Origin of the sequence: Vibrio ishigakensis (genome assembly GCF_024347675.1) — a bacterium.
Classification (GTDB): Bacteria; Pseudomonadota; Gammaproteobacteria; order Enterobacterales; family Vibrionaceae; genus Vibrio; species Vibrio ishigakensis.
In genome coordinates this window covers 176,049-197,979 of sequence record NZ_AP024881.1, presented here as the reverse complement: position 1 = coordinate 197,979, position 21,931 = coordinate 176,049, and the positions used below count along the sequence as shown (strand labels likewise).

General features: G+C 48.2%; 16 protein-coding genes. 7 read left to right on the top strand and 9 right to left on the bottom strand.

Annotation, left to right across the window (positions count from 1 at the left end; genetic code table 11):
• Window positions 1-102 precede the first annotated feature (102 nt).
• Window positions 103-2,745, top strand: a complete 2,643-nt coding sequence (locus Pcarn_RS00905) for a penicillin-binding protein 1A (RefSeq protein ID WP_261834545.1) — start codon at window positions 103-105, stop codon at window positions 2,743-2,745.
• A 42-nt stretch (window positions 2,746-2,787) separates the two neighbouring features.
• Here Pcarn_RS00905 and oxyR read toward each other — a convergent pair whose 3' ends face one another.
• Window positions 2,788-3,672 (bottom strand): DNA-binding transcriptional regulator OxyR, encoded by an 885-nt coding sequence (gene oxyR / locus Pcarn_RS00900; RefSeq protein WP_261834544.1) that lies wholly within the window; start codon window positions 3,670-3,672, stop codon window positions 2,788-2,790.
• A gap of 129 nt (window positions 3,673-3,801) precedes the next feature.
• On the opposite strand from oxyR, the gene Pcarn_RS00895 reads away from it, so the two are divergent.
• Together Pcarn_RS00895 and Pcarn_RS00890 are read left to right on the top strand one after the other, a co-directional pair.
• On the top strand, window positions 3,802-4,530 hold the full coding sequence (locus Pcarn_RS00895; RefSeq protein WP_261834543.1) for a redoxin family protein: 729 nt from the start codon (window positions 3,802-3,804) through the stop codon (window positions 4,528-4,530).
• A gap of 62 nt (window positions 4,531-4,592) precedes the next feature.
• Complete coding sequence (locus Pcarn_RS00890; RefSeq protein ID WP_261834542.1) at window positions 4,593-6,044, top strand: dihydrolipoyl dehydrogenase; 1,452 nt, start codon at window positions 4,593-4,595, stop codon at window positions 6,042-6,044.
• Window positions 6,045-6,094: 50 nt separating this feature from the next.
• On the opposite strand, the gene Pcarn_RS00885 is transcribed toward Pcarn_RS00890, so the two are convergent.
• The 5 genes from Pcarn_RS00885 to argC form a co-directional block, all read right to left on the bottom strand.
• The gene (locus tag Pcarn_RS00885; protein ID WP_261834541.1) at window positions 6,095-6,442 is read right to left on the bottom strand and encodes a RidA family protein; all 348 of its coding nucleotides are present in this window, start codon (window positions 6,440-6,442) and stop codon (window positions 6,095-6,097) included.
• 231 nt (window positions 6,443-6,673) lie between these two features.
• Complete coding sequence (gene argH, locus Pcarn_RS00880) at window positions 6,674-8,548, bottom strand: argininosuccinate lyase (protein WP_261834540.1); 1,875 nt, start codon at window positions 8,546-8,548, stop codon at window positions 6,674-6,676.
• Window positions 8,549-8,601: 53 nt separating this feature from the next.
• The gene (locus Pcarn_RS00875; RefSeq protein ID WP_261834539.1) at window positions 8,602-9,810 is read right to left on the bottom strand and encodes an argininosuccinate synthase; all 1,209 of its coding nucleotides are present in this window, start codon (window positions 9,808-9,810) and stop codon (window positions 8,602-8,604) included.
• A 63-nt stretch (window positions 9,811-9,873) separates the two neighbouring features.
• Window positions 9,874-10,656, bottom strand: coding sequence for an acetylglutamate kinase (gene argB, locus Pcarn_RS00870; protein ID WP_261834538.1), 783 nt, complete (start codon window positions 10,654-10,656; stop codon window positions 9,874-9,876).
• A 20-nt stretch (window positions 10,657-10,676) separates the two neighbouring features.
• Window positions 10,677-11,696: an N-acetyl-gamma-glutamyl-phosphate reductase gene (gene argC, locus Pcarn_RS00865; RefSeq protein WP_261834537.1), complete on the bottom strand. Its 1,020-nt coding sequence runs from the start codon at window positions 11,694-11,696 to the stop codon at window positions 10,677-10,679.
• 128 nt (window positions 11,697-11,824) lie between these two features.
• Between argC and argE the strand changes: the two genes are divergently transcribed.
• The 3 genes from argE to Pcarn_RS00850 all read left to right on the top strand — a co-directional run bounded on the left by argE (window position 11,825) and on the right by Pcarn_RS00850 (window position 16,700).
• Window positions 11,825-12,976, top strand: a complete 1,152-nt coding sequence (argE, locus tag Pcarn_RS00860; protein ID WP_261834536.1) for an acetylornithine deacetylase — start codon at window positions 11,825-11,827, stop codon at window positions 12,974-12,976.
• A 179-nt stretch (window positions 12,977-13,155) separates the two neighbouring features.
• Window positions 13,156-15,786 carry a phosphoenolpyruvate carboxylase gene (gene ppc, locus Pcarn_RS00855; RefSeq protein ID WP_261834535.1) on the top strand — a complete coding sequence of 877 codons (2,631 nt, stop codon included), beginning with the start codon at window positions 13,156-13,158 and terminating at the stop codon, window positions 15,784-15,786.
• Window positions 15,787-16,169: 383 nt separating this feature from the next.
• Window positions 16,170-16,700, top strand: coding sequence for a PadR family transcriptional regulator (locus Pcarn_RS00850; protein WP_261834534.1), 531 nt, complete (start codon window positions 16,170-16,172; stop codon window positions 16,698-16,700).
• Window positions 16,701-16,787: 87 nt separating this feature from the next.
• On the opposite strand, the gene metF is transcribed toward Pcarn_RS00850, so the two are convergent.
• The 3 genes from metF to Pcarn_RS00835 all read right to left on the bottom strand — a co-directional run bounded on the left by metF (window position 16,788) and on the right by Pcarn_RS00835 (window position 21,413).
• Window positions 16,788-17,681: a methylenetetrahydrofolate reductase gene (gene metF / locus Pcarn_RS00845; protein ID WP_261834533.1), complete on the bottom strand. Its 894-nt coding sequence runs from the start codon at window positions 17,679-17,681 to the stop codon at window positions 16,788-16,790.
• Between the two features lie 165 nt (window positions 17,682-17,846).
• A complete protein-coding gene (locus tag Pcarn_RS00840; RefSeq protein ID WP_261834532.1) occupies window positions 17,847-20,246 on the bottom strand; it encodes a bifunctional aspartate kinase/homoserine dehydrogenase II in 2,400 nt (799 codons plus the stop codon).
• Between the two features lie 3 nt (window positions 20,247-20,249).
• The gene (locus Pcarn_RS00835) at window positions 20,250-21,413 is read right to left on the bottom strand and encodes an O-succinylhomoserine (thiol)-lyase (protein ID WP_261834531.1); all 1,164 of its coding nucleotides are present in this window, start codon (window positions 21,411-21,413) and stop codon (window positions 20,250-20,252) included.
• 190 nt (window positions 21,414-21,603) lie between these two features.
• On the opposite strand from Pcarn_RS00835, the gene metJ reads away from it, so the two are divergent.
• Window positions 21,604-21,921: a met regulon transcriptional regulator MetJ gene (gene metJ, locus Pcarn_RS00830; RefSeq protein WP_261834530.1), complete on the top strand. Its 318-nt coding sequence runs from the start codon at window positions 21,604-21,606 to the stop codon at window positions 21,919-21,921.
• The last annotated feature ends 10 nt before the right edge of the window (window positions 21,922-21,931 follow it).

The window sequence follows — 21,931 nt, the reverse complement described above, 5'->3', positions numbered from 1 at the left end:
AGTCGGGATAATGGCCGTTTTTAACACCTTTCCCTACACAAAGTTTTTGTCGCACTGAGGCGGCAAAGCAATCTCGCACCTCCTCAATACAAGGATATTTCGGTGAAGTTCATAAAGATTACGTTAGCTCTTGCATTAGCTTGCATAGTTCTTGGGCTAGGTACGATTTTTGGTTTTTATTACTATCTAAAACCGCAACTTCCAGATGTAGCCACCCTTAAAGACGTTGAGCTACAGACTCCAATGCAGGTTTACTCACAAGATGGCAAGTTGATTGCTCAGTTCGGTGAGAAACGACGCATCCCTCTTAAGCTGGAAGAAATGCCGCAAGAACTGATCGATGCGGTAATCGCGACCGAAGACAGTCGTTTTTATGAACACTATGGTTTTGACCCAATTGGTATTACCCGTGCGGCAGTTGCCGTTATCTCAAGTGGTAGTGCAAGTCAGGGTGCGAGTACCATCACCCAGCAGCTAGCTCGAAACTTCTTCCTCTCTAACGAGAAGAAGATCATGCGTAAAATCAAAGAGATATTTATCGCTGTTCATATCGAGCAACTTCTTACTAAGCGTGAAATCCTTGAGCTGTATCTGAATAAGATCTACCTAGGTCACCGTTCTTACGGTGTAGGTGCTGCAGCTCAGGTTTACTTTGGTAAGGACCTGAAAGACCTAACTCTAGGAGAGCTTGCGGTTATCGCAGGTCTGCCTAAAGCACCATCGACCATGAACCCTATTTACAGCATCGACCGTGCTACCACCCGTCGTAACGTGGTACTGCAACGCATGCTGGCTGAAAACAAGATCACACAGCAGCAATTCGATGATGCACGTGCAGAGAACTTAGACGGTGAAGCACACGGTGCCGAGATCGAAGTAAGCGCACCTTATGTTGCTGAGATTGCTCGTGCGTGGATGGTGAAAAAGTTCGGAGAGGAGAAGGCATACACCTCAGGTATGCGTATCTACACTACCGTGCGTTCTGATCTACAAACCGCAGCTAACATTGCCTCTATCACTAATCTAATTCACTACGATGAGCGCCACGGCTATCGCGGTGAAGAGAAAGTAGCATGGCAGCCAGCGGACAAGGCTATGGACGAGCAAGAGCTTCGCACCTATATGCGTAGTCAACCAAGCTATGGCGTGATGCGCCCTGCAGTCGTGACCAAACTTGATGGTCAAACGGCCGAGGTGTATATCAAGGGCTATGGCTATCAAACCATCGAATGGGATGGCATGAATTGGGCTCGCCGTTTTAAGACAGATGATCGCCAAGGACCAGCGCCTAAGTCTGCTCGCGATATCATGGAAGTGGGTCAACAGGTTTGGGCTCGTCCAACAGACCTTGCTCGTGCAATGACACCTCAAATCAAAACTGAAGAGAGTGAAAAGGCCGAAGAAGAGCAGCCTATTGTATGGCGTCTAGGCCAAATTCCGAATGCCAACACTGCATTCGTTTCTATTGAACCAAATACAGGCGAAGTAACCTCTCTAGTGGGTGGCTTTAACTTCGTACATAACAAGTTCAACCGTGCCACACAGTCTCTTCGTCAAGTAGGTTCTAGCATCAAGCCATTCATCTATTCGGCAGCGATCGATAATGGTATGACACTGGCAACCCTTATCAACGATGCACCAATTAACCAATGGGATGAGTCTGGCGGTACAGCTTGGCGTCCAAAGAACTCTCCACCGACATATGCTGGCCCTACCCGACTTCGTATCGGTCTGGCACAGTCTAAGAACGTAATGGCGGTACGAGTGCTTCGCTCAGTAGGTCTAGATGAGACCCGTGATTACCTAACTCGCTTTGGTTTCGATAAGAAGAATACTCCTCGCTCTGAAACTATCGCACTAGGTGCCGGCAGTCTAACTCCAGTTCAGATGGCTCAGGGTTACTCGGTATTTGCCAACGGCGGTTACTATATCGAGCCTTACTATATTGAACGTGTAGAGGCGCCAAACGGCGAGATTCGCTTTGAATCAAACCCTACCCTCATCTGTAAGACAATCTGTGACAATGAGCTAACCACAGACGTTACCGACCAAGCCCATACAGCAGAGGTGGAACTGACCGAGATCTCTGATGAAGACGGCGACCCTGTTCCAGAGCAAGAAGAGATTCGTTATGCGCCTCGCGTTGTGACTCCACAAACGGCCTTCCTAGTGCGTGAAATGCTGTATAGCAATGTATGGGGCGGCGGTAACTGGGCAAAAGGAACCGGTTGGAACGGTACAGGTTTCCGTGCTCAAGCACTAAAACGTCGTGATGTGGGTGGTAAAACTGGTACTACTAACTCTTCTAAAGATGCTTGGTACAGCGGCTTTGGTCCAGAGACAGTAGCGGTATCTTGGGTTGGTTTCGACAGCCACGACCGTAATCTTGGTCGCACCGAACGTAACTCTAACCTAGGTAAGAGACAAGTTACTGGCGGTGAAGCCGGTGCGAAAACCGCGCAACCAGCGTGGATCGACTTTATGCGTGTTGCGCTAGCTGATGAGCCAGTTCAGCGTAAGAAGGTGCCATCTCAGATCGTTCAGGCTCGTATCGACCGCAGCTCGGGTCTATTGACCTATAAGGCTGATGAGACCTCGCGCTTCGAGTACTTCTTAAGAGGCACAGCGCCAACCGAGTATGAACCAGAGTCATCGAGCGACAACCTACTAGGGGGCGACCTCTTCTCAGGACAAGAGAGCTCAGGTGATAAAGATAGCGGTGGCGGTGACGACCTACTGTTCTAAACAAGAAAACCCAAGGTGACTACCTTGGGTTTTTTATTACCTCTAATTCAGCTGACTAGAGATATAGCTGGCTAGCTTTTCGAAGCGAGCCCTAAATGGTGAGCCAGGGCGATACGCCAATACCAATTTTCTACTCGGCACCGGGTTTTGCGCTGGAATATAACAGACTCCATCCTTTGCCTTACCCTCAGGCACTGACAGTTTAGGAAGCAGGGTTATCCCACTGCCTGCCGCAACCATATTTCGCAGCGTCTCCAAACTAGTCGCTTTAAATCTCTGGTCGTCTTCTGCGCCGGCAGCAAAGCAATAACCTAGCGCTTGGTCGCGAAGGCAGTGTCCATCTCCTAACGAAAGCACAGTGCTACCGTTAAGAAGCTGCATATCAAACTCCGCCATGTCACTCCAAGGGTGATTCTCTGGAACAGCAACCACCAAAGGCTCTTCATAGATATCTAGCTCTTTAAAAGGCTCTGTCTCTTTAACCGAGGCTAAAATGACACAATCCAGCTTCCCCTCTTCCAGTTGAGCTACCAACTGATGAGTCTGCGCCTCGTATAGAAACAGCTCTAACTCTGGGAAATCCTGCTTTATCTTAGGCACGATCAACGGCATTAAATATGGGCCAACTGTAGGGATAAAACCTATGTGCAGCGGTCCCTCCATGCTATCCCCCTGTGCACCTGCCATATCAGTAAACTGTTTTATCTCTGATAAGACGCGCTTAGCTTGCTCCACCAGCAACAGGCCTGAATCGGTGAACAGTACCTTACGACTGCTTCGCTCTAGCAATGCTGTCCCTATTTCATCTTCTAACTTTCTTATTTGACCACTTAAGGTTGGCTGGCTCACAAAGCACGCCTCTGCGGCTTTTCGAAAGTGCTTATGTTCCGCCAAGGCTACTAGATACTCAAAATCGCGTATGTTCATCTGACACTCTTAATAAGAAAAAACTATCGATACCATAGTATTAAACGATTATACCTATCAAGAGATTTCTTCAATAATGGCTTCAACAAAACGAAACAAGCAATTTCAAAAAGAATTAAAGGTATCAATATGTTCGCATCTAAAGAAGGCCAAGCAGTACCTCAGGTAACCTTCCCAGTTCGCGTTGGCGATCAGTTCACTCAAGTGACCACTGATGAAATCTTTGCCAACAAAACAGTAATCCTATTCAGTCTACCCGGCGCCTTCACTCCGACTTGTTCATCAAGCCACCTACCTCGCTTCAACGAGTTATACCCAGTATTCAAAGAGCACGGCGTTGACGAGATTGTATGTCTATCAGTCAACGACACCTTTGTAATGAATGCGTGGAAGCAAGACCAAGAGGCAGACAACATCCGCTTTCTTCCAGACGGTAACGGCGAGTTCACCGACGGCATGGGTATGCTAGTGGACAAAACAGAACTTGGCTTCGGCAAGCGTTCATGGCGCTACAGCATGCTGGTTAAAAATGGCGTAGTGGAAAAAATGTTTATCGAAGCAAACGAACCAGGCGACCCGTTCAAGGTTTCTGATGCAGACACTATGCTTAACTACATTGCTCCAGAATATAAAGCGCAAGAGTCAATCACGGTATTTACCAAACCAGGCTGCCCATTCTGTGCAAAGGCGAAACAAAACTTGATTGACCACGGTCTTCAGTATGAAGAAGTTGTTCTAGGCAAAGATGCAACAACAGTTTCACTACGAGCGGTAACCGGTCGCACTACAGTACCTCAGGTATTTATCGGTGGTGCACACATCGGCGGCAGTGAAGAGCTTGAAGCACACCTAGCTTAACTCGAGACAAAGACCCGCGCTGCGGGTCTACCCACACGAATTACACAATTAAGGATAGGTCGATGAATAATATAACTGTAGATGTAGCTGTAATTGGTGGTGGTACCGCAGGTCTTGGAGCATATCGAGCAGCCAAGGCTCACACGGATTCAGTGGTGTTGATTGAAGGTGGTCCATACGGCACTACTTGTGCTCGAGTGGGCTGTATGCCCTCAAAGCTTTTGATTGCAGCAGCAGAAAGTGTGCATCAAATCGAAAAAGCACCCCAATTTGGTGTTCATCCTACCGGTGACATTCGTATCGATGGCAAACAGGTAATGGGGCGGGTTAAGAGTGAGCGCGACCGCTTTGTGGGCTTTGTTCTAGAAGGCGTTGATGAAATTCCAGCTGAGGATAAATTGTCAGGCTATGCACACTTTGTTGACAATAACACCCTACAGATCGACGACCATACCCTAGTCACCGCTGAGCGCATCGTTATCGCGACCGGCTCTCGTCCGGCCTATCCCGCTGTTTGGAATGAGCTAGGCGATCGCCTAATTATCAATGATGATGTGTTTGAGTGGGACGACCTTCCACAGTCTGTGGCTGTATTTGGCCCCGGAGTGATAGGGCTAGAGCTTGGACAAGCTCTACATCGTTTAGGTGTTGAGGTAAAGGTATTCGGTCTGGGTGGTCAAGTAGGTCCTTTGACTGATCCAGAGGTAATGGCTTACGCAGAGAAGGCATTTCAAGAAGAGTTTTACCTTGATGCCAACGTCAACGTTAAATCTATGGTGAGAGAAGATGACAAGGTACAAATCGACTTCATCAACCATGCGAGTGAAGAAGAGCGCTTTACGGTTGATTACGTACTCGCTGCTACTGGGCGTCGCCCAAATGTGGATAAACTTGGTCTAGAAAACACCCCTATAGAGCTCGATGACAAGGGTGTTCCAGTTGCTGATCCGTTTACCATGCAAACATCAGTAGGGCATATTTTTATTGCCGGTGATGCCAGCAACCAAATCCCATTATTGCACGAGGCTGCAGACCAGGGTCGCATTTCAGGTGACAATGCAGGTCGCTACCCAGATATTCGTGCCGGACTACGTCGCTCAACTATCTCAGCAGTATTCAGTGATCCTCAGATCGCTATGGTAGGTGAGAGCTATCGACAGATCACCGAGCGTCTAGGCAGTTGTGGCTGCTTTGAAACGGGTGAGGTCTCGTTTGAAAACCAAGGTCGCTCACGGGTTATGCTGAGAAACAAAGGTGTTTTGCATGTCTACGGCGAGCAAGGTACCGGTCGATTCTTAGGCGCTGAGATGATGGGCCCAAATGCCGAACACTTAGCGCATCTGCTGGCTTGGGCGCATCAGAATCAAATGACTATTTCTCAGATGCTGGATATGCCTTTCTACCATCCAGTTATCGAGGAAGGTGTACGTACTGCCCTTCGTGACCTAAACGCGAAACTGCATCTTGGTCCAGAGATGATCAAGCACTGTCTAGACTGTGGTCCGGGGTGCTAACAAGCGTGTAAAATCTCTAAACAAAAAATCCCGCCATCGCGGGATTTTTCTTATTTCTCAGCAGCAACCACTGAAACCTCAACCAGCAGGGCTTCACGAGCCATATCTGCCGTTACGCAAGCGCGAGCTGGTGCATGACCCTCTGGCACCCATGCATCCCACACTTCATTCATCTCTTGGAAGTACTGCATATCTTTGATGTAGATGGTTGCTGATAGCATATGCTCTTTATCGCTACCTGCTTCTAGCAAAAGCTGCTCAACCTTGTCCAGCATAGTCTGCGTCTGCTCTTTGATACCTTGAGTTGCATCGGCACATACCTGGCCACACAGGTAGATGGTGCCATTGTGCTTCACGATACGGCTCATGCGCTGCTTGGTGTGTTGACGTTCAATCATTGTTTTGTCTCAAATGGGGGAATAAAGGCGGCTATTGTAAAGAATATTGCCTGTTTAGAGATAGGCATTTGAGGCCAAATCGAGACCCACGTGTTTTTGCATACGCTGAAAACAAAAAACCCTTGAACTATCTTTGTTCAAGGGTCTTCTTAGAACTTTCTAAGAAAAAAGCAGTGGTACTTTAATAGACTGCGACCTTCCTAGAGAGTTCCAAATTAATTTAAGAAAAAGTTACGCCACGTTCATCTTCACGATCAGCTGTTCATTTGGATTAATCTCAAGAGCAACCTCATCACAAGCATGCTGACGAGGACACTGTTCACAATCCTTCAGAACCTTCTCCGGCAGTAGCATCTTAGAGGTCGGAATGAAGTTTTGCTTCATAAAGAACTCAGGAGTACGGGTCAATACGAATACCTTCTGAATTGCCATCTGGCGGGCTTTATCCACCAAGTGCTGCACGATAGCACTGCCCTGTCCTTGCCCCTGCCAACCAGCTTCTACACCTAGGGAGCGAATCTCTGCCAGTCCTGAATCATACACATATAGTGATGCACAACCGGTTACCTCACCTTGATGTTCGGCCACCGCAAATGAGCCAATGTCACGGATAAGCTCACTACGATTACGAGGTAGGTTCTCACCAAGACCTGCCCAGTAGGCCACCATACCCTCAAGCATATCGATGTCGGTCAGTCTTGCCGAGCGAACCTTAACTCCAGAGGTATCACGTTGCTCAAGGCGTTTATGTGCCTGCTCAACTGCAAACTGAACCTGTTTCGGACTCACGCCGCCAAGGGCAGAACGCTTCTCAAGACAAGACTCGATGGTTAGGATGTCGTACACATCCGACTCGATCACTTCGGAGAACTGCTTAAGCTCTTCAATACTCAACTCTTCAAGAGCACAGCCCTTATCGATAGCCGCAACCACAGCAACACCCACAATATGGTGCGCCTCACGGAAAGGAATACCTTTCGCTACCAGGTAGTCAGCAAGCTCGGTTGAGTTCGCATAGCCTTGTTTGGCTGCCTCAAGAGTACGTTCTCCGTTAACCTTGATACCTTCAAAACACAGGGTCGCCATCTCCATGCAATCGTTCCAAGTATCTAGTGCATCGAACAGACCTTCTTTGTCTTCCTGCATATCCTTGTTGTAGGCAAGAGGAAGCGCCTTAACCGTCATCATCATGCTCGCTAGAGAGCCGTACACACGACCACACTTACCACGAATGAGCTCTAGAGCATCTGGATTCTTTTTCTGTGGCATGAGAGAAGAACCAGAGGTGACTGTATCGGCAAGCTCGATAAAGTTCGACTCGCCCGAATTGTAGAAGATCATATCTTCTGCAAGACGCGACAGGTGTACCATAGAAAGAGACGCGATAGACATCAACTCCATCACATGGTCTCTATCCGATACTGAGTCCAAGCTGTTACGAGTTGCACGACGGAACCCCAGAGAGTGCGCCAATTGCTCACGATCCATAGGATAAGCAGTACCCGCAAGCGCACCAGAACCCAGTGGACAGGTATCCAGACGCTTGATGGCATCGCTTAGACGCGAGTAGTCACGCTCAAGCATCTCAACATAGGCAAGACACCAGTGGGCAAAGGTTACTGGCTGAGCACGCTGAAGGTGGGTATAGCCAGGAAGCACGGTATCTTGATGCGCCTGCGCGACATCCACCATCTTGTTCTGCAGTTTATCCAACGCAATCAACAGCTGATTGCCCTGCTGACGACACCATAGCTTAAGGTCGGTGGCTACTTGGTCGTTACGAGAACGGCCTGTATGTAGCTTTTTACCTAGGTCACCTACCTTGCTGATAAGCTGCTGTTCAACCCAAGAGTGGATATCTTCAGCATCCGACAGCAAGATCTGCTCTGGGTCTTCCATCACCTCAAGCTTTAGCTCATTCAGGGCGAGCTCTAGCTTCTGCTGCTCTTCTTCACTAAGAACGTCAACAGAGTGCAAAGCCTTAGACCAGGCAATCGAACCTACAATGTCTTGCTCAGCCAATCGGTAGTCAAATCGAAGTGAATCATTGAACTGTTTAAACCGAGTGTCTGCTGCTTGGGTAAATCTTCCGCCCCATAATGCCATTGGTGCTCTCCTGCTCTGATCTTTATGTCTTTGAAATCTTTTGTAACTTTAAACTATTTCTTCATTTCGTTTAACGCACGAATACGGCTAGATAGAGAATAAAGACGAATAAAGCCACCAGCATGGCTCTGATCGTACACTTCGTCCTCACCAAAGGTTGCGAACTCTTCAGAATATAGGCTGTTATCAGAACGCTTCTGAGTAACCGTTGCATGACCTTTATAAAGCTTGATCACTACCTCACCGTTTACGTCCTGCGCTAGCTCTTCAGAAGCGGCTAGGATAGAACGGCAAAGAGGGGTGAACCAACGACCGTCATAAACAAGGTGAGAGGCCTTAACTGCTAGCTCTTCACGGAACTCAAATGCTGTTTTGTCTAGAACCAATTGCTCTACTGCACGAAGCGCTTCCATCATGATCGCGCCCCCCGGAGTTTCGTAGCAGCCACGAGACTTCATGCCCACAAGACGGTTCTCAACGATGTCGATACGGCCAACACCGTGCTTGGCACCTTTTTCGTTCAAATACACCAAAGCGTTGTACGGAGTCATAGCTTCCCCATCAACATGTGTCACAGCGCCCTTCTCAACCTTCAGGGTTACTGTCTCTGACTGGTCTGGTGCTTGCTCAGGATCGACTGTCCACACCCAGCAATCTTCGTTTGGCGCATTCCAGGTATCTTCCAGTACGCCGCCCTCAGTTGAGATGTGCCAAGCGTTAGCATCACGAGAGTAAATCTTGGTCAAAGATGCACTGCATGGGATGTTGCGCTCTGCTAGGTAATCAAGACATTCCTCACGGCTCACTAGGTCCCACTCACGCCAAGGAGCGATTACGTGCAGGTCTGGTGCTAGGGCTGCAAATGCACCCTCGAAACGTACCTGATCGTTACCTTTACCGGTACAACCGTGACATAGCGCATCTGCGCCAACCTTACGTGCTACCTCTACCTGAGCCTTAGCGATAATAGGACGCGCCATGGAAGTACCTAGTAGGTATTTACCTTCATACACAGCGCCGGTTTTTAGGGTTGGGTAGATATAGTCAGCAACCATTTCTTCTTTCAGGTCAACCACATAGCACTCAGATGCTCCAGAAGCCTTTGCTTTCGCTTCGATGCCATCGAGCTCTTCTTCGCCCTGGCCCACATCGGCCACAAAGGCTACTACTTCACAGTCATAGTTTTCTTTAAGCCAAGGAATGATTACTGATGTGTCTAGGCCACCAGAGTAAGCCACTACTACTTTGTTTACTTTAGTCATTTGAAAATTCTCCGCTCATCAGAAAAGCCGCAGCTCTTCTGCTTAAATCCGTTTAGTTACTTGTTATTGAGGCAAAAACAGGGTGCCAACATTTTGCCCAGCAAAAAGTTGATCGAGTTTCTCTGGATAGCGCCATGAGGCTACTTGAATCGGTCGTCCGAGGTCGCTTGCTGCCTGCAAAGCGGCCTGAACCTTAACTATCATTCCATCGGTGATGACTTGTCCCTCAATCAGTTCATCGGCTTGTTGCTGGTTCAGGTTCTCTAGAAGATGCCCTTTGCCATCAAGAACGCCACTCACGTCTGATAGCAGAACCAGCTCAGCGTCTAATGCACCCGCTACCGCAACGGCCGCTTGGTCAGCATTAACGTTCATCATCTCACCCTCTTTGGTAAGACCGATTGAACTGATAATTGGCAGTGTATGCGTGGCAAGGATCGCTTGCAACAGTTCTGAACTGCCTGGGGTTGCTTTACCCACGCTGCCTAGCTCAGGATCAAGTTGTTCAACCTTACACAAACCGCCATCTGCTAACGCAAGACCTACGGTTTGTAGACCGGCTTTGATCGCCTCACCTTGTAGCATCTTGTTTGCCGTACCAGCTAATGCCCCTGTTACTACAGGGATCTGCTCTGCTGGAGTCACACGCAAACCATTTTTCTTAGTAGATTCAAGGCTAAGCTTGCTTAGCAGTTCATCCACCAAATACCCGCCACCGTGCACTACCACGATGGATCGTCGCGATTGCTGTTGTACTTTTTGTAATGCACCAAACAGCTTCGCAAGAGTTTCACTACACTCTAGCGCCGCGCCACCTAACTTAACCACCAATGGTAATGTACTCATAGTCTTGCCCTTCCTATCACTTAAAGAAGTGATTCGGTTTCACTAAATTGATTACGAATGTTTAAACACTGCATCGCCTGCGCCGATGCCCCTTTTAATAAATTGTCGATTGCAGAAACTACAATCAGATGCTTACCCTTCACGCTCCAACCAATGTCGCAAAAAGGTGTAAATTCAACGTCTTGGATCTTTGGCATCACCTGGTGCTTTAAACGAACCAAGGCTTTATCGGTATACGCTTTTTCAAAGGCACTCTCTACCTGAGCCTCATCCACACCATCGGCTAGCTTAACCGTGATAGTGGCGAGGATGCCACGCTTGAAGTTACCCAGATGCGGAGTAAATATGACCTGCTGATTTAAGTGAGTGCTGATCTCTGGCTGATGACGGTGCTTGAACACACCATATGGCTGAAGGCTCACTTCACAAAAACTATTGGTCTGTGATGCCTTGATACCTGCGCCTGATACGCCGCTCACGGCGTTAATCACTGGCCACTGAGATTGATCTAAGAGCTCTGCCTCTAGTAGAGGTTTTAGTGCCAACTGAGAAGCAGTTGGATAACAACCTGCGACGGCTACTAGGTCTGTTTCCTTGATAGCTTCTGCATTCCATTCCGCTAGGCCATAAACCGCCTGCTCAAGCTGTTGCTGGTGCTGGTGCTCAAAGCCATAGAAATCTGAATAAAAGCTATTTGAGCGAACACGATATGCACCCGACAAGTCAAACACTTGGCAGTTATTGTCCAAGAAGATAGGCGCTAGGTCGTGGCTAACCTCGTGTGCGGTTGCCAAGAAAACAATGTCTACCTGCTTAGCAACGTCCGCTGCCGAGGTAAGAGGCTGAAGTGGTAGATCCACTATACCAGCTAGCTTCCCATGCAATTGGGCAATGGATTTATTGGCGTCTAAGCTGTTGGCTGACACGTACAAACCTGCTAGCTTGAGGCTAGGGTGTTTTGACACCATTAGGGCCAATTCAGCACCTGTGTAGCCACTGGCTCCGATGATTGCGACTGTCAGTTGTTTCTCTATGCTCATGAGCTACCCTGAAATGATTATAAATATACTAAAAACAGCTTAAATTGCTTTTTTATTCACTTTAAGTGACTTAGTATGTGTTTTACCGTCTCTGGTTAAATCTGTCAATAGTGGATGTGAAGATAAATATGCGATTACCTGATTTCGTGGACGTTTACCAAGGGCTTATCAGCACCTCGTCTATCAGTTCAACTGACCCCAAATGGGACCAAGGCAATGCCGAGGTAATAACCAAGCTTGCTGAGTGGTTCGAAGGGCTCGGTTTTGATGTAACCACAGAAGAGGTTGAGCCAGGCAAGGTTAACCTGATGGCTCAGTTGGGAACTGGCACAGGTGGACTGCTATTGGCAGGACATACAGATACCGTGCCTTTCGATGAAGGACGCTGGAACTACGACCCGCATCAATTGACCTTAGATAACAACCGCTTCTACGGTCTTGGCACCGCAGATATGAAGGGCTATTTCGCCTTTATTCTGGATGCAGTGTATAAAATGAATGCCAGTGGCACCGACTGGAGCAAACAGCAAAAACCTCTTTATATCCTCGCCACCTGCGATGAAGAGACCACTATGCTGGGCGCGAGGCACTTCACCAAGGAGGCACCATTCAAGCCTGATTACTGCATTATTGGCGAGCCAACCAGCCTAGTGCCTATCCGAGGACACAAGGGGCACATAGCCAATGCCATTCGAGTCACAGGTAAGTCTGGGCACTCGTCTGATCCTTCTCTGGGTGTCAATGCAATCGAGATTATGCATGAAGTGATGTTCGCGCTGATGAAGCTAAAAGAGCGTTTGGTAAAAGAGTACCATCACCCGGGATTTGCTATTCCCAGCCCAACCCTGAACCTTGGACATATTCATGGCGGCGATAGTGCCAACCGCATCTGTGGCTGTTGTGAGCTTCACTATGACCTGCGTCCACTGCCGGGTCTAAGTCTGGACAGCCTTGACCAACTTCTGCAAGAGGCCCTCGAGCCTATCGAAGCCAAATGGCCAGGCAAACTTTCCATCACACCGCTGCATGAGCCCATCCCGGGCTATGAGTGCGACCACAAGCATGAGTTTGTTCATTCAATGCAGGATATCTGTCAAACCCAGTCTCAAACGGTTAACTACTGTACTGAAGCACCGTTTTTGCAAGAGCTCTGCCCTACCTTGGTGCTTGGCCCTGGATCAATCGAACAAGCCCACCAGCCAGATGAATTTCTGAGCCTAGACTTTATCGATCCAACCTTGGACATACTTCAGCGCTCCATTCATAAGTACTGCTTTTAAATAATGAAAAAAAATTTCATCTGAAAGTGATATAAAAACCGATGAACATGATTCTCATCAAAATATTCGTCGCTTTTATAACCTTTTTGGTGCAAAGTTTGACTATGACCCCGCTTATTCGATAGATTGAATCTCATATCAAGGAATTGGATGTAATTTTGTTACGAGGCTAAACTGCAATGAACTCTAAGTATTCAGCCCTTACTAGTAACGTTAAGATGCTAGGAAACCTACTCGGTAACACGATTAAAGAGGCCCACGGAGAGGAGATACTCAACAAGGTTGAGACTATTCGTCAACTGTCCAAAGCGGCTCGCAATGGCAGTCAAGAAGACCGTCAGGCGTTAATCAATGAAATCGAGACGCTACCTGATGAGCAATTCATCCCAGTAGCACGCGCTTTCAGTCAGTTCTTGAACCTGACTAATATCGCCGAGCAATACCACACCATCTCTCGCCATTGCGAAGAGCACGTGTGCGAACCTGACGTAATTCAAAGTCTTTTCAGCAAACTAGCTGAGCAGAAAATCTCTCCAGAGCAAGCCTCTGATGCTATCAAGAACCTAAATATCGAACTGGTTCTTACTGCACACCCAACCGAAATCACCCGTCGTACCATGATCAACAAGCTAGTTAAGATAAACGATTGTTTGTCTAAGCTAGAGCTGACCGACATCCCGCATAGAGAGCGAGTAAAGACCGAGCGCCGCCTAGAGCAGTTGATTGCTCAGAGCTGGCACTCCGACGTTATCCGTAAGCAGCGCCCTACTCCACTTGATGAAGCCAAATGGGGTTTTGCGGTAGTTGAAAACTCACTATGGGAAGCGGTGCCTGAGTTCCTTCGTGAACTGAACGACAAGGTTTCTACCCACCTAGATGAAAAGCTACCGATCGACGCACGTCCGGTACACTTCTCTTCTTGGGTTGGTGGTGACCGCGATGGTAACCCATTCGTTACCCACAAGATCACCCAGCAGGTATTGTGGTTATCGCGCGCTAAAGCAGCAGAGCTTTACTACGCTGATATCCAAGAGCTGATCTCTGAGCTTTCTATGACTCAGGCGAACGACACCGTTCGTGAGATGGCTAACGATAACCACGAACCATATCGTGCCATCCTCAAAGAGCTTCGCACCCTACTTAAGAACACCACTAAGGTGATTGATGCTAAGACTCAAGGCACTGAGGTCCCTAACCTGCCAATCCTTGAATCAGCTGATCAGCTTTGGACTCCGCTTCAGGCTATCTATGAATCACTGAACGAGACCGGCATGCGCGTTATCGCCAACGGCTCACTGCTAGATACCCTGCGTCGTATCAAGTGCTTCGGTGTTCACCTAGTTCGCTTGGATATCCGTCAAGAGAGTACCCGCCACTCAAACGTGCTATCTGAAGTGACTCGTTACCTTGGTCTAGGCGACTACGATCAGTGGAGCGAGCAAGACAAGGTTGCCTTCTTGGTGAAAGAGCTAAGCTCGAACCGACCTCTTATCCCACACAACTGGGAGCCCTCTGAAGAGGTTAAAGAGGTTTTGGACACCTGTAAGACAATCGCTCAACACCCTAAAGAAGCGTTTGGTGCCTACGTTATCTCTATGGCGCGTACAGCATCGGATGTGCTAGCAGTTCACCTTCTTTTGCGTGAATCGGGTTGTCCGTTCCGTCTGGGTGTTTGTCCACTGTTTGAAACCCTAGATGACCTCAACAACTCTGAAGAGGTAATGCAGCAGCTATTCAATATCGACTGGTACCGTGGATTCATCCAAGGTGAGCAGATGGTAATGATCGGCTACTCTGATTCAGCCAAAGACGCAGGTGTTATGGCTGCTGGTTGGGCTCAGTATGATGCGATGGATAAGCTGGTTAAGGTTTCTGAGAAAGAGAACATCGACCTAACTCTGTTCCACGGTCGTGGCGGTACTATTGGTCGTGGTGGTGCTCCTGCACACGCGGCACTGTTATCTCAGCCACCTAAATCGCTAAAAGGCGGCCTACGTGTAACCGAACAAGGCGAGATGATCCGCTTTAAGCTGGGTCTACCTCAGGTTGCGGTAAACAGCTTGAACCTATACTCGAGCGCTATCCTAGAAGCTAACCTTCTTCCGCCTCCAGAGCCGAAGAAAGAGTGGCGCGACCTGATGGAAGTGCTGTCTCAGGTTTCTTGTGATGCTTATCGTGGCGTAGTTCGTGGCGAACCAGACTTTGTACCTTACTTCCGCGCAGCAACGCCTGAGCTAGAGCTTGGCAAACTGCCTCTTGGTTCTCGTCCATCTAAGCGTAATCCGAAAGGTGGTGTGGAAAGCTTACGTGCTATCCCATGGATCTTCTCTTGGAGCCAGAACCGCTTAGTACTCCCTGCATGGCTAGGTGCTGGTGAAGCAATCCAATACTCTATCGACCAAGGCCATCAGAAGCTTCTGGAAGAGATGTGTCGCGAATGGCCATTCTTCTCAACACGCCTAGGTATGCTAGAGATGGTGTTCTATAAGTGCAGCAGCGAGATCTCTAAGCTGTACGATCAGAAGCTTACCGACCCATCACTGTGGCGCTTGGGTGATAATCTACGTGCGCAGATGGTGAAAGACATCGAAGCGGTACTTAAGGTCGAAAACAACGAAAACCTAATGCAGAGCGACCCTTGGGGCCTAGAGTCCATTCGTCTTCGCAACATCTATGTTGAGCCACTCAACATGCTTCAGGTTGAACTTCTGAAACGTACTCGCCAAACAGAAGAAGACAACCCAGAGCTCGAAGAGGCTATGATGATGACCATCGCTGGTATCGCAGCAGGTATGCGAAACACAGGTTAATCCTTAATCACACTTCGATATTTCCAAACCCCAGCCTAGGCTGGGGTTTTTGTTTGTATTTATAAATATCAAAGCTGCGTGGCATTCACCAAATATATGAAACGAACTTACTGAAACTCGTTTTTGTCATACTTATTTTGCGATAATCTAATCGCGCACGATCAGGAGTACACTCCCTCATGAGCTTTGCAACTCGTTGTGCAATAAGGGCTCAAACATAATAAAACAATATTCTTCTCAGGTGAGAAAGGCTTAAAAGGTAATACATGCATTCAAGGATCACTTGAATGGCTACGCACTTTTCTTAAACAGACCTCACGTGACACATAACCGAGGCTGATTGGTGTGTTGTTTTTTAATTGCTGTAATTTTGGACGAAAAACATGTCATTACCATACGTTATCTTAACCGTACTGAGCACACGCGATGCAACTGGGTACGACATTACTAAAGAGTTTTCCTATAGCATTGGCTATTTCTGGAAAGCGAGTCATCAGCAGGTTTACCGCGAGTTAAACAAACTAGCAGCCAATGATATGGTTACCTGTGAACTGCAACCTCAATCGGGCAAGCCGGATAAGAAGATCTATTCGATTACCGAGAAAGGTCGCGAAGCGCTAGCAAGCTGGTTCGATCAACCTATTGCACACCCTGCGGTGCGCGATGAGTTTGCAGCTAAGCTATATGCATGTGAAGTGCAGCCTTCAGAGGGCTTCTCAGATCAACTGCAACTGGCTCTTAGTGACTCACGTAAACTGGTGCAGTTCTATCAAGAAATTGAGAACTCACACTACTCTGATGTACGTCTACTCAATCAAAGAGAGAAGATCGAACGCTTAGCACTGCGTCGTAACCTTCTTACTCGCCAAGCTTGGAATGAATGGGCTGAGGAAGTACTGAGCGAAATCGCTTAATCCTCACTATTCAAGTTAGCAAAAAGGACCTCTAGTAGGTCCTTTTGTTTATCTGTAAAAAAGGACGCTCAAGGCGTCCTCTCTTAGTTATGCGGTTTGTGGTCTCACACCGAGGGTATGGCACAGTGCATAGGTCATCTCGGCGCGGTTTAGGGTATAGAAGTGGAAGTCCTTCACTCCCTCACGACTTAGGATACGCACCATGTCGATAGCCTGGCTTGCACCTACTAACTGACGAGTTGTTGGATCATCATCTAGACCTTCAAACTGCTGAGACATCCAGCCAGGAACCTTAACGTTGTTCATAGCCGCAAAGCGCGATGCCTGCTTGAAGTTGGATACAGGCAGGATACCCGGAACGATCTCTACATCGATACCTGCAGCAACACTGCGGTCACGGAATCTTAGATAGCTCTCTACATCAAAGAAGAACTGAGTGATAGCACGGTTAGCGCCCGCATCTACCTTACGCTTTAGGTTAAGCAGATCGGATTGAGCACTTTTCGCTTCTGGGTGAACCTCAGGGAAGGCTGCCACAGAGATATCGAAGTCATGGCGGGCTTTCAGAAGCTCTACCAAGTCAGAAGCATACATATCAGGCTTACCGCCACCCGGTGGAATATCACCACGTAGGGCTACGATACTCTTGATACCATTGTTCCAGTAGTCATCGGCAATATTGATAAGCTCATCACGAGAGGCATCGATACAGGTCAGGTGCGGTGCCGCAACTAGGCCTGTCTGGCTCTTGATCTCTTTTATGATGGAGTGAGTACGGTCACGCTCACCTGAGTTGGCACCATAGGTTACCGATACAAACTTAGGCTGAAGTGTTTTCAGACGATGAACTGAATTCCATAGCGTCTCTTCCATCTTTTCACTGCTCGGCGGGAAAAATTCGAATGAGACATTGATGTTGTCAGAGAGCTCTGCAATGTTCTGATTCAGTGCATCAATGTGACTGGCGTGCGTATATCCCATACTTCTTTCTCCCTTAGAATCAACGCGTGATCAATTTAAAATACGTTTAGACGTCTATATGTCTAAATAATGTGGATTTATGCGAGCCTTGTCAACAAAAAAATCGAGCAAATTTTGTTTGTTTTTTTGATTACAAAAACGCCACCTTATTCGGTGGCGTTATGCTTATAGAAGACCAGAAAGTCTGTTCAGGTCTGACTGGAGCGCACCAGCCGTCACCTCTCGTCCCGCACCCGGACCGCGGATAACTAGCGGGTTGTCTTTGTACCACTTGCTCTCGATAGCAAAGATGTTGTCACACGGAAGCAGGTTCGCCAGTGCATGGTGCTCCTCAAGAGCCTCAACGCCTACAGTGGCTTCGCCCTCTTTAGTCAAACGCGCCACATAGCGAAGCACCTTACCTTGCGATTGAGCCTTCTCTAGACGCTCTTGAAGAATCTCATTCAGAAGATGCGCCTGCGAGAAGAAGTCATCCACATGCAGACCAAGCAAGGTCTCAGGAACCAGAGACTCTACCTTCACATTCTCAGGCTCGATATCTAGACCAGATTCACGCGCTAGAATTACTAGCTTGCGCATTACATCCGTACCATCTAGGTCAGAGCGAGGGTCAGGTTCAGTTAAGCCCTGCTGCCAAGCTAGGTCTACCAACTCGCTGAATGGCACCGCACCATCGTATTGCTGGAATAGCCAAGAAAGCGTGCCAGAGAAGATCCCGGCAAGGGCTACGATGTCATCACCACTCTCTCTAAGGTCACGCACCGTATGGTTTACAGGAAGGCCTGCACCCACAGTTGCATTGTATAGCCAGTGGCGACCGGTTTTAGAGAACAGGTCCTGAACCTGATGATAGAACTCACTCTTTGCCGAACCTGCCAGCTTGTTAGCAGAGATCAGATGCATGCCGTGCTCAGCAAATTCAAGATAGCGGTCTGATACCTCTTGGCTTGCAGTCACATCCAATACCACCAGCTCATCGTAGGTAGTCTGTTTGCTTACCTGAACCAGCCAGTCTTCTTCGATAGCAATGGCTTCGTCGCGGAAACGGTTGTTTACCGTCTTGGCGTCGATGCCGTTTTCATCAAACCAATAGCGATCGCTCGAAACCACAGAGATGAGATCGAAGCTCATACTATGACGCTTCTCCAGCTCGTCTTTTTGCTCAGCGAATAGCTCGACCCAGTTTGAACCTATATTACCCTTACCACATAGGATGAGACCGACGCGCTTTTGCGCTTGGAACAGCTGAGTATGGATAGACTCCAGAAGCAGAGGTACCTCAGCCTGTTTTAGCACTGCAATCAAACTTAGCTCGGTCTCCGACTCGAACATAAACTCAACTGGCGTGTTCTTTAGTTGCTGATAGAAGCCATAACAGTGGTTAGCATTATTAGTAACTCCAGCGCCTACCGCCGCCACCAAGGAATAACCCGATTTTACTTCTAGACCCACTTCAAGGGATGAACCCTCGATGCATGCAATAACACCCGGCAATAACTCACCTGTATAGGCAAGGCGAATACAACGATTGTCTAGCTGAGACTCGTAAGCAAGCGGTGCTAGTTGCGCCTTGTTCAACACGCTCAGTACTTGTGGCTCAAGCGCTTCAAAGTCGTGTGAATGAGCAACGGTTAACTCAATCAGATTTACATCATCTAGCGAGGTCACGATCTTGGCACCACGGCCCGATGCCAATACACGTTCGATACGTGTAGAACCAAATTCTGGTTGATGACTACAACGCAGCTCAAGGTCCATTGCACTTTGCGCTACCGGCTGTAAGGTGCGGCTGTGCAGAACAGGAGCCGCTAGACGAGCCAACTCGTTAGCCTCATCCAAACGAAGAAGAGGAAGCAGACATGCATCAGAAACCACACGTGGGTCTGCGCTATATACGCCTGCCACATCACTCCAGATAGTCACCTTATTCGCTTCAGCTAAGGCACCAATAATGGTTGCTGAGTAGTCGGAGCCGTTACGACCAAGAAGTACAGTTTGGCCCTGTGAATTCTGTGCCATAAAGCCTGTGATTACCTTACGACAATGTGGATGCTGAGCAAGCACAGCCTTAATCAGAGGCCAAGACAGACCACGGTCAATCTCAGGCTGTGTACCCATCTCAGCGCGCAGGAAGTCGCGCGAGTCGAGAGCTACCGATTCCATATCTTGGTGATTGAGAAGTGCTGCTAGAAGGCGTGAAGACCAAACCTCACCGTGCCCCAATACCGCGGCTTTCTCCACCTCAGATAGTGGAGTTAGTGCAGCACCCAGCTCTGCCAACTCACCATTGAGCTTCTCTTGAAGTGGCTCAGCCTTTTCTTGTGGAAGCAGGTCTTCAATAAGTTGGTTCTGATAGGCACGCAGCTCGAGCAAGATCTCATGTGCCACGCGACCATCTTTCTCTAACGCACCCAGCCATTTAAGTAAGTTGTTTGTGGTAGAACCTGCAGCTGAAACCACCACTAGATCGTGGCTGTCAGAGTGCTCTTTTAAAATGGTGGCAACGCGACGAAAGCACTCTGCATTCGCTAGGCTACTGCCACCAAACTTATGTAACTGTGTCATTGCTTATGCCCCTACTAGTTCTAGTGCTTGTTGTAGGTCAGCAATCAAATCTTCTGAATCTTCAAGGCCTACAGACAGGCGCAACAAGAAATGAGAAACACCTGCTTCTGCCAGTGCCTCTTCACCCATAGCTCTATGAGTCATAGTGGCTGGGTGACAGATAAGGCTCTCCACACCACCCAAAGACTCAGCAAGCGAGAATAGCTTCAGACCGCTAACAAAGGTCTTCAGCTCTTCCATCGAACCATTGAATTCAAAGCTCAGCATGCTACCGAAACCACTCTGCTGACGCTTAGCAATCTCATGACCAGGATGTTCAGGAAGGCTTGGGTGATAGATGGTCTTAACGCGAGATTGGGTCTGAAGAAACTGCAGGATCTGCTGCGAGCTCTCTTCGTGCACGCGCATACGTGCGCCTAGGGTGCGAATGCCGCGCAACGTCATATAACTATCAAATGGCGTACCGGTTGCACCGATACAGTTGCCCCACCAAGCCAGCTCTTCTGCATGTTCTTCACTCTTGGTGATCACCACGCCACCGATCACATCCGAGTGACCATTGATGTACTTCGTAGTGGAGTGGATAACGAAGTCAGCACCGAGCTCTAGAGGCTTTTGGAATATCGGTGTCAAAAAGGTATTGTCCACACCCACCAACGCTCCCACTTCTTTTGCTTGAGCACACACCTTAGCGATATCTACCACGCGAACCAAAGGGTTAGATGGAGTCTCAAGCAGGATAAGCTTTGGGTTTTTAGCTAGTGCTTCAGCAAACGCTTCTTCGTTCGATTGGTCTACAAACTCAACCTTGAAGTCACCCTTACGAGCGCGAGTGTTGAACAAGCGATAGGTACCACCGTAGCAATCGTGCGGCGCGATAATCAGGTCATCAGGACCAAGGAAAGCCGATACCCACAGGTTTAGTGCTGAGGTACCGCAGTTAGTCACAACTGCGCCCTTACCAGACTCAAGCTCAAACAGCGCTGTTTCCAAAAGACCGCGGTTTGGGTTACCAGAGCGGGTGTAATCATACTTAGGCACGTCACCAAATGAAGGGAAGCCGTAGTTAGTAGAAAGATAGATAGGTGGCACAACAGCGTGGTGCTGAGTGTCTGACTCGATACCGGTACGAACCGCTATCGTGGATGATTTATGTTTACTGCTCATTTTTGTGGCCTTCCTTTGACAATGAGTGGTCAAGTTTGATACCAATCACAAATACCTTAATCTGTTTATAGATTACCCTCTCCTTGCGTAGACATCAACACATCTAGACGTCTAAATGCCTTTACTTGTAGCAGTAAACATCGCTAAAATTAGGGTTATTAAATCCCTTAAATGGTAATGAAGGTTTTCAATGGCAGATTGGAACGGCGAATACATCAGCCCGTATGCAGAACATGGCAAGAAAAGCACCCAAGTAAAGAAGATCACTGTATCTATCCCTCTTAAAGTGCTTAAGATTTTGACCGACGAAAGAACACGACGCCAAATCAACAACTTGCGTCACGCAACCAACAGTGAACTACTGTGTGAAGCCTTCTTGCACGCCTATACCGGTCAACCTCTTCCAACCGATGAAGACCTGAGAAAAGACCGTCCAGACGAGATCCCAACTGAAGCCAAGGAGATCATGGCTGACCTAGGTATCGAACTAGAGACCTTCGACGATTAAATCGAACAAA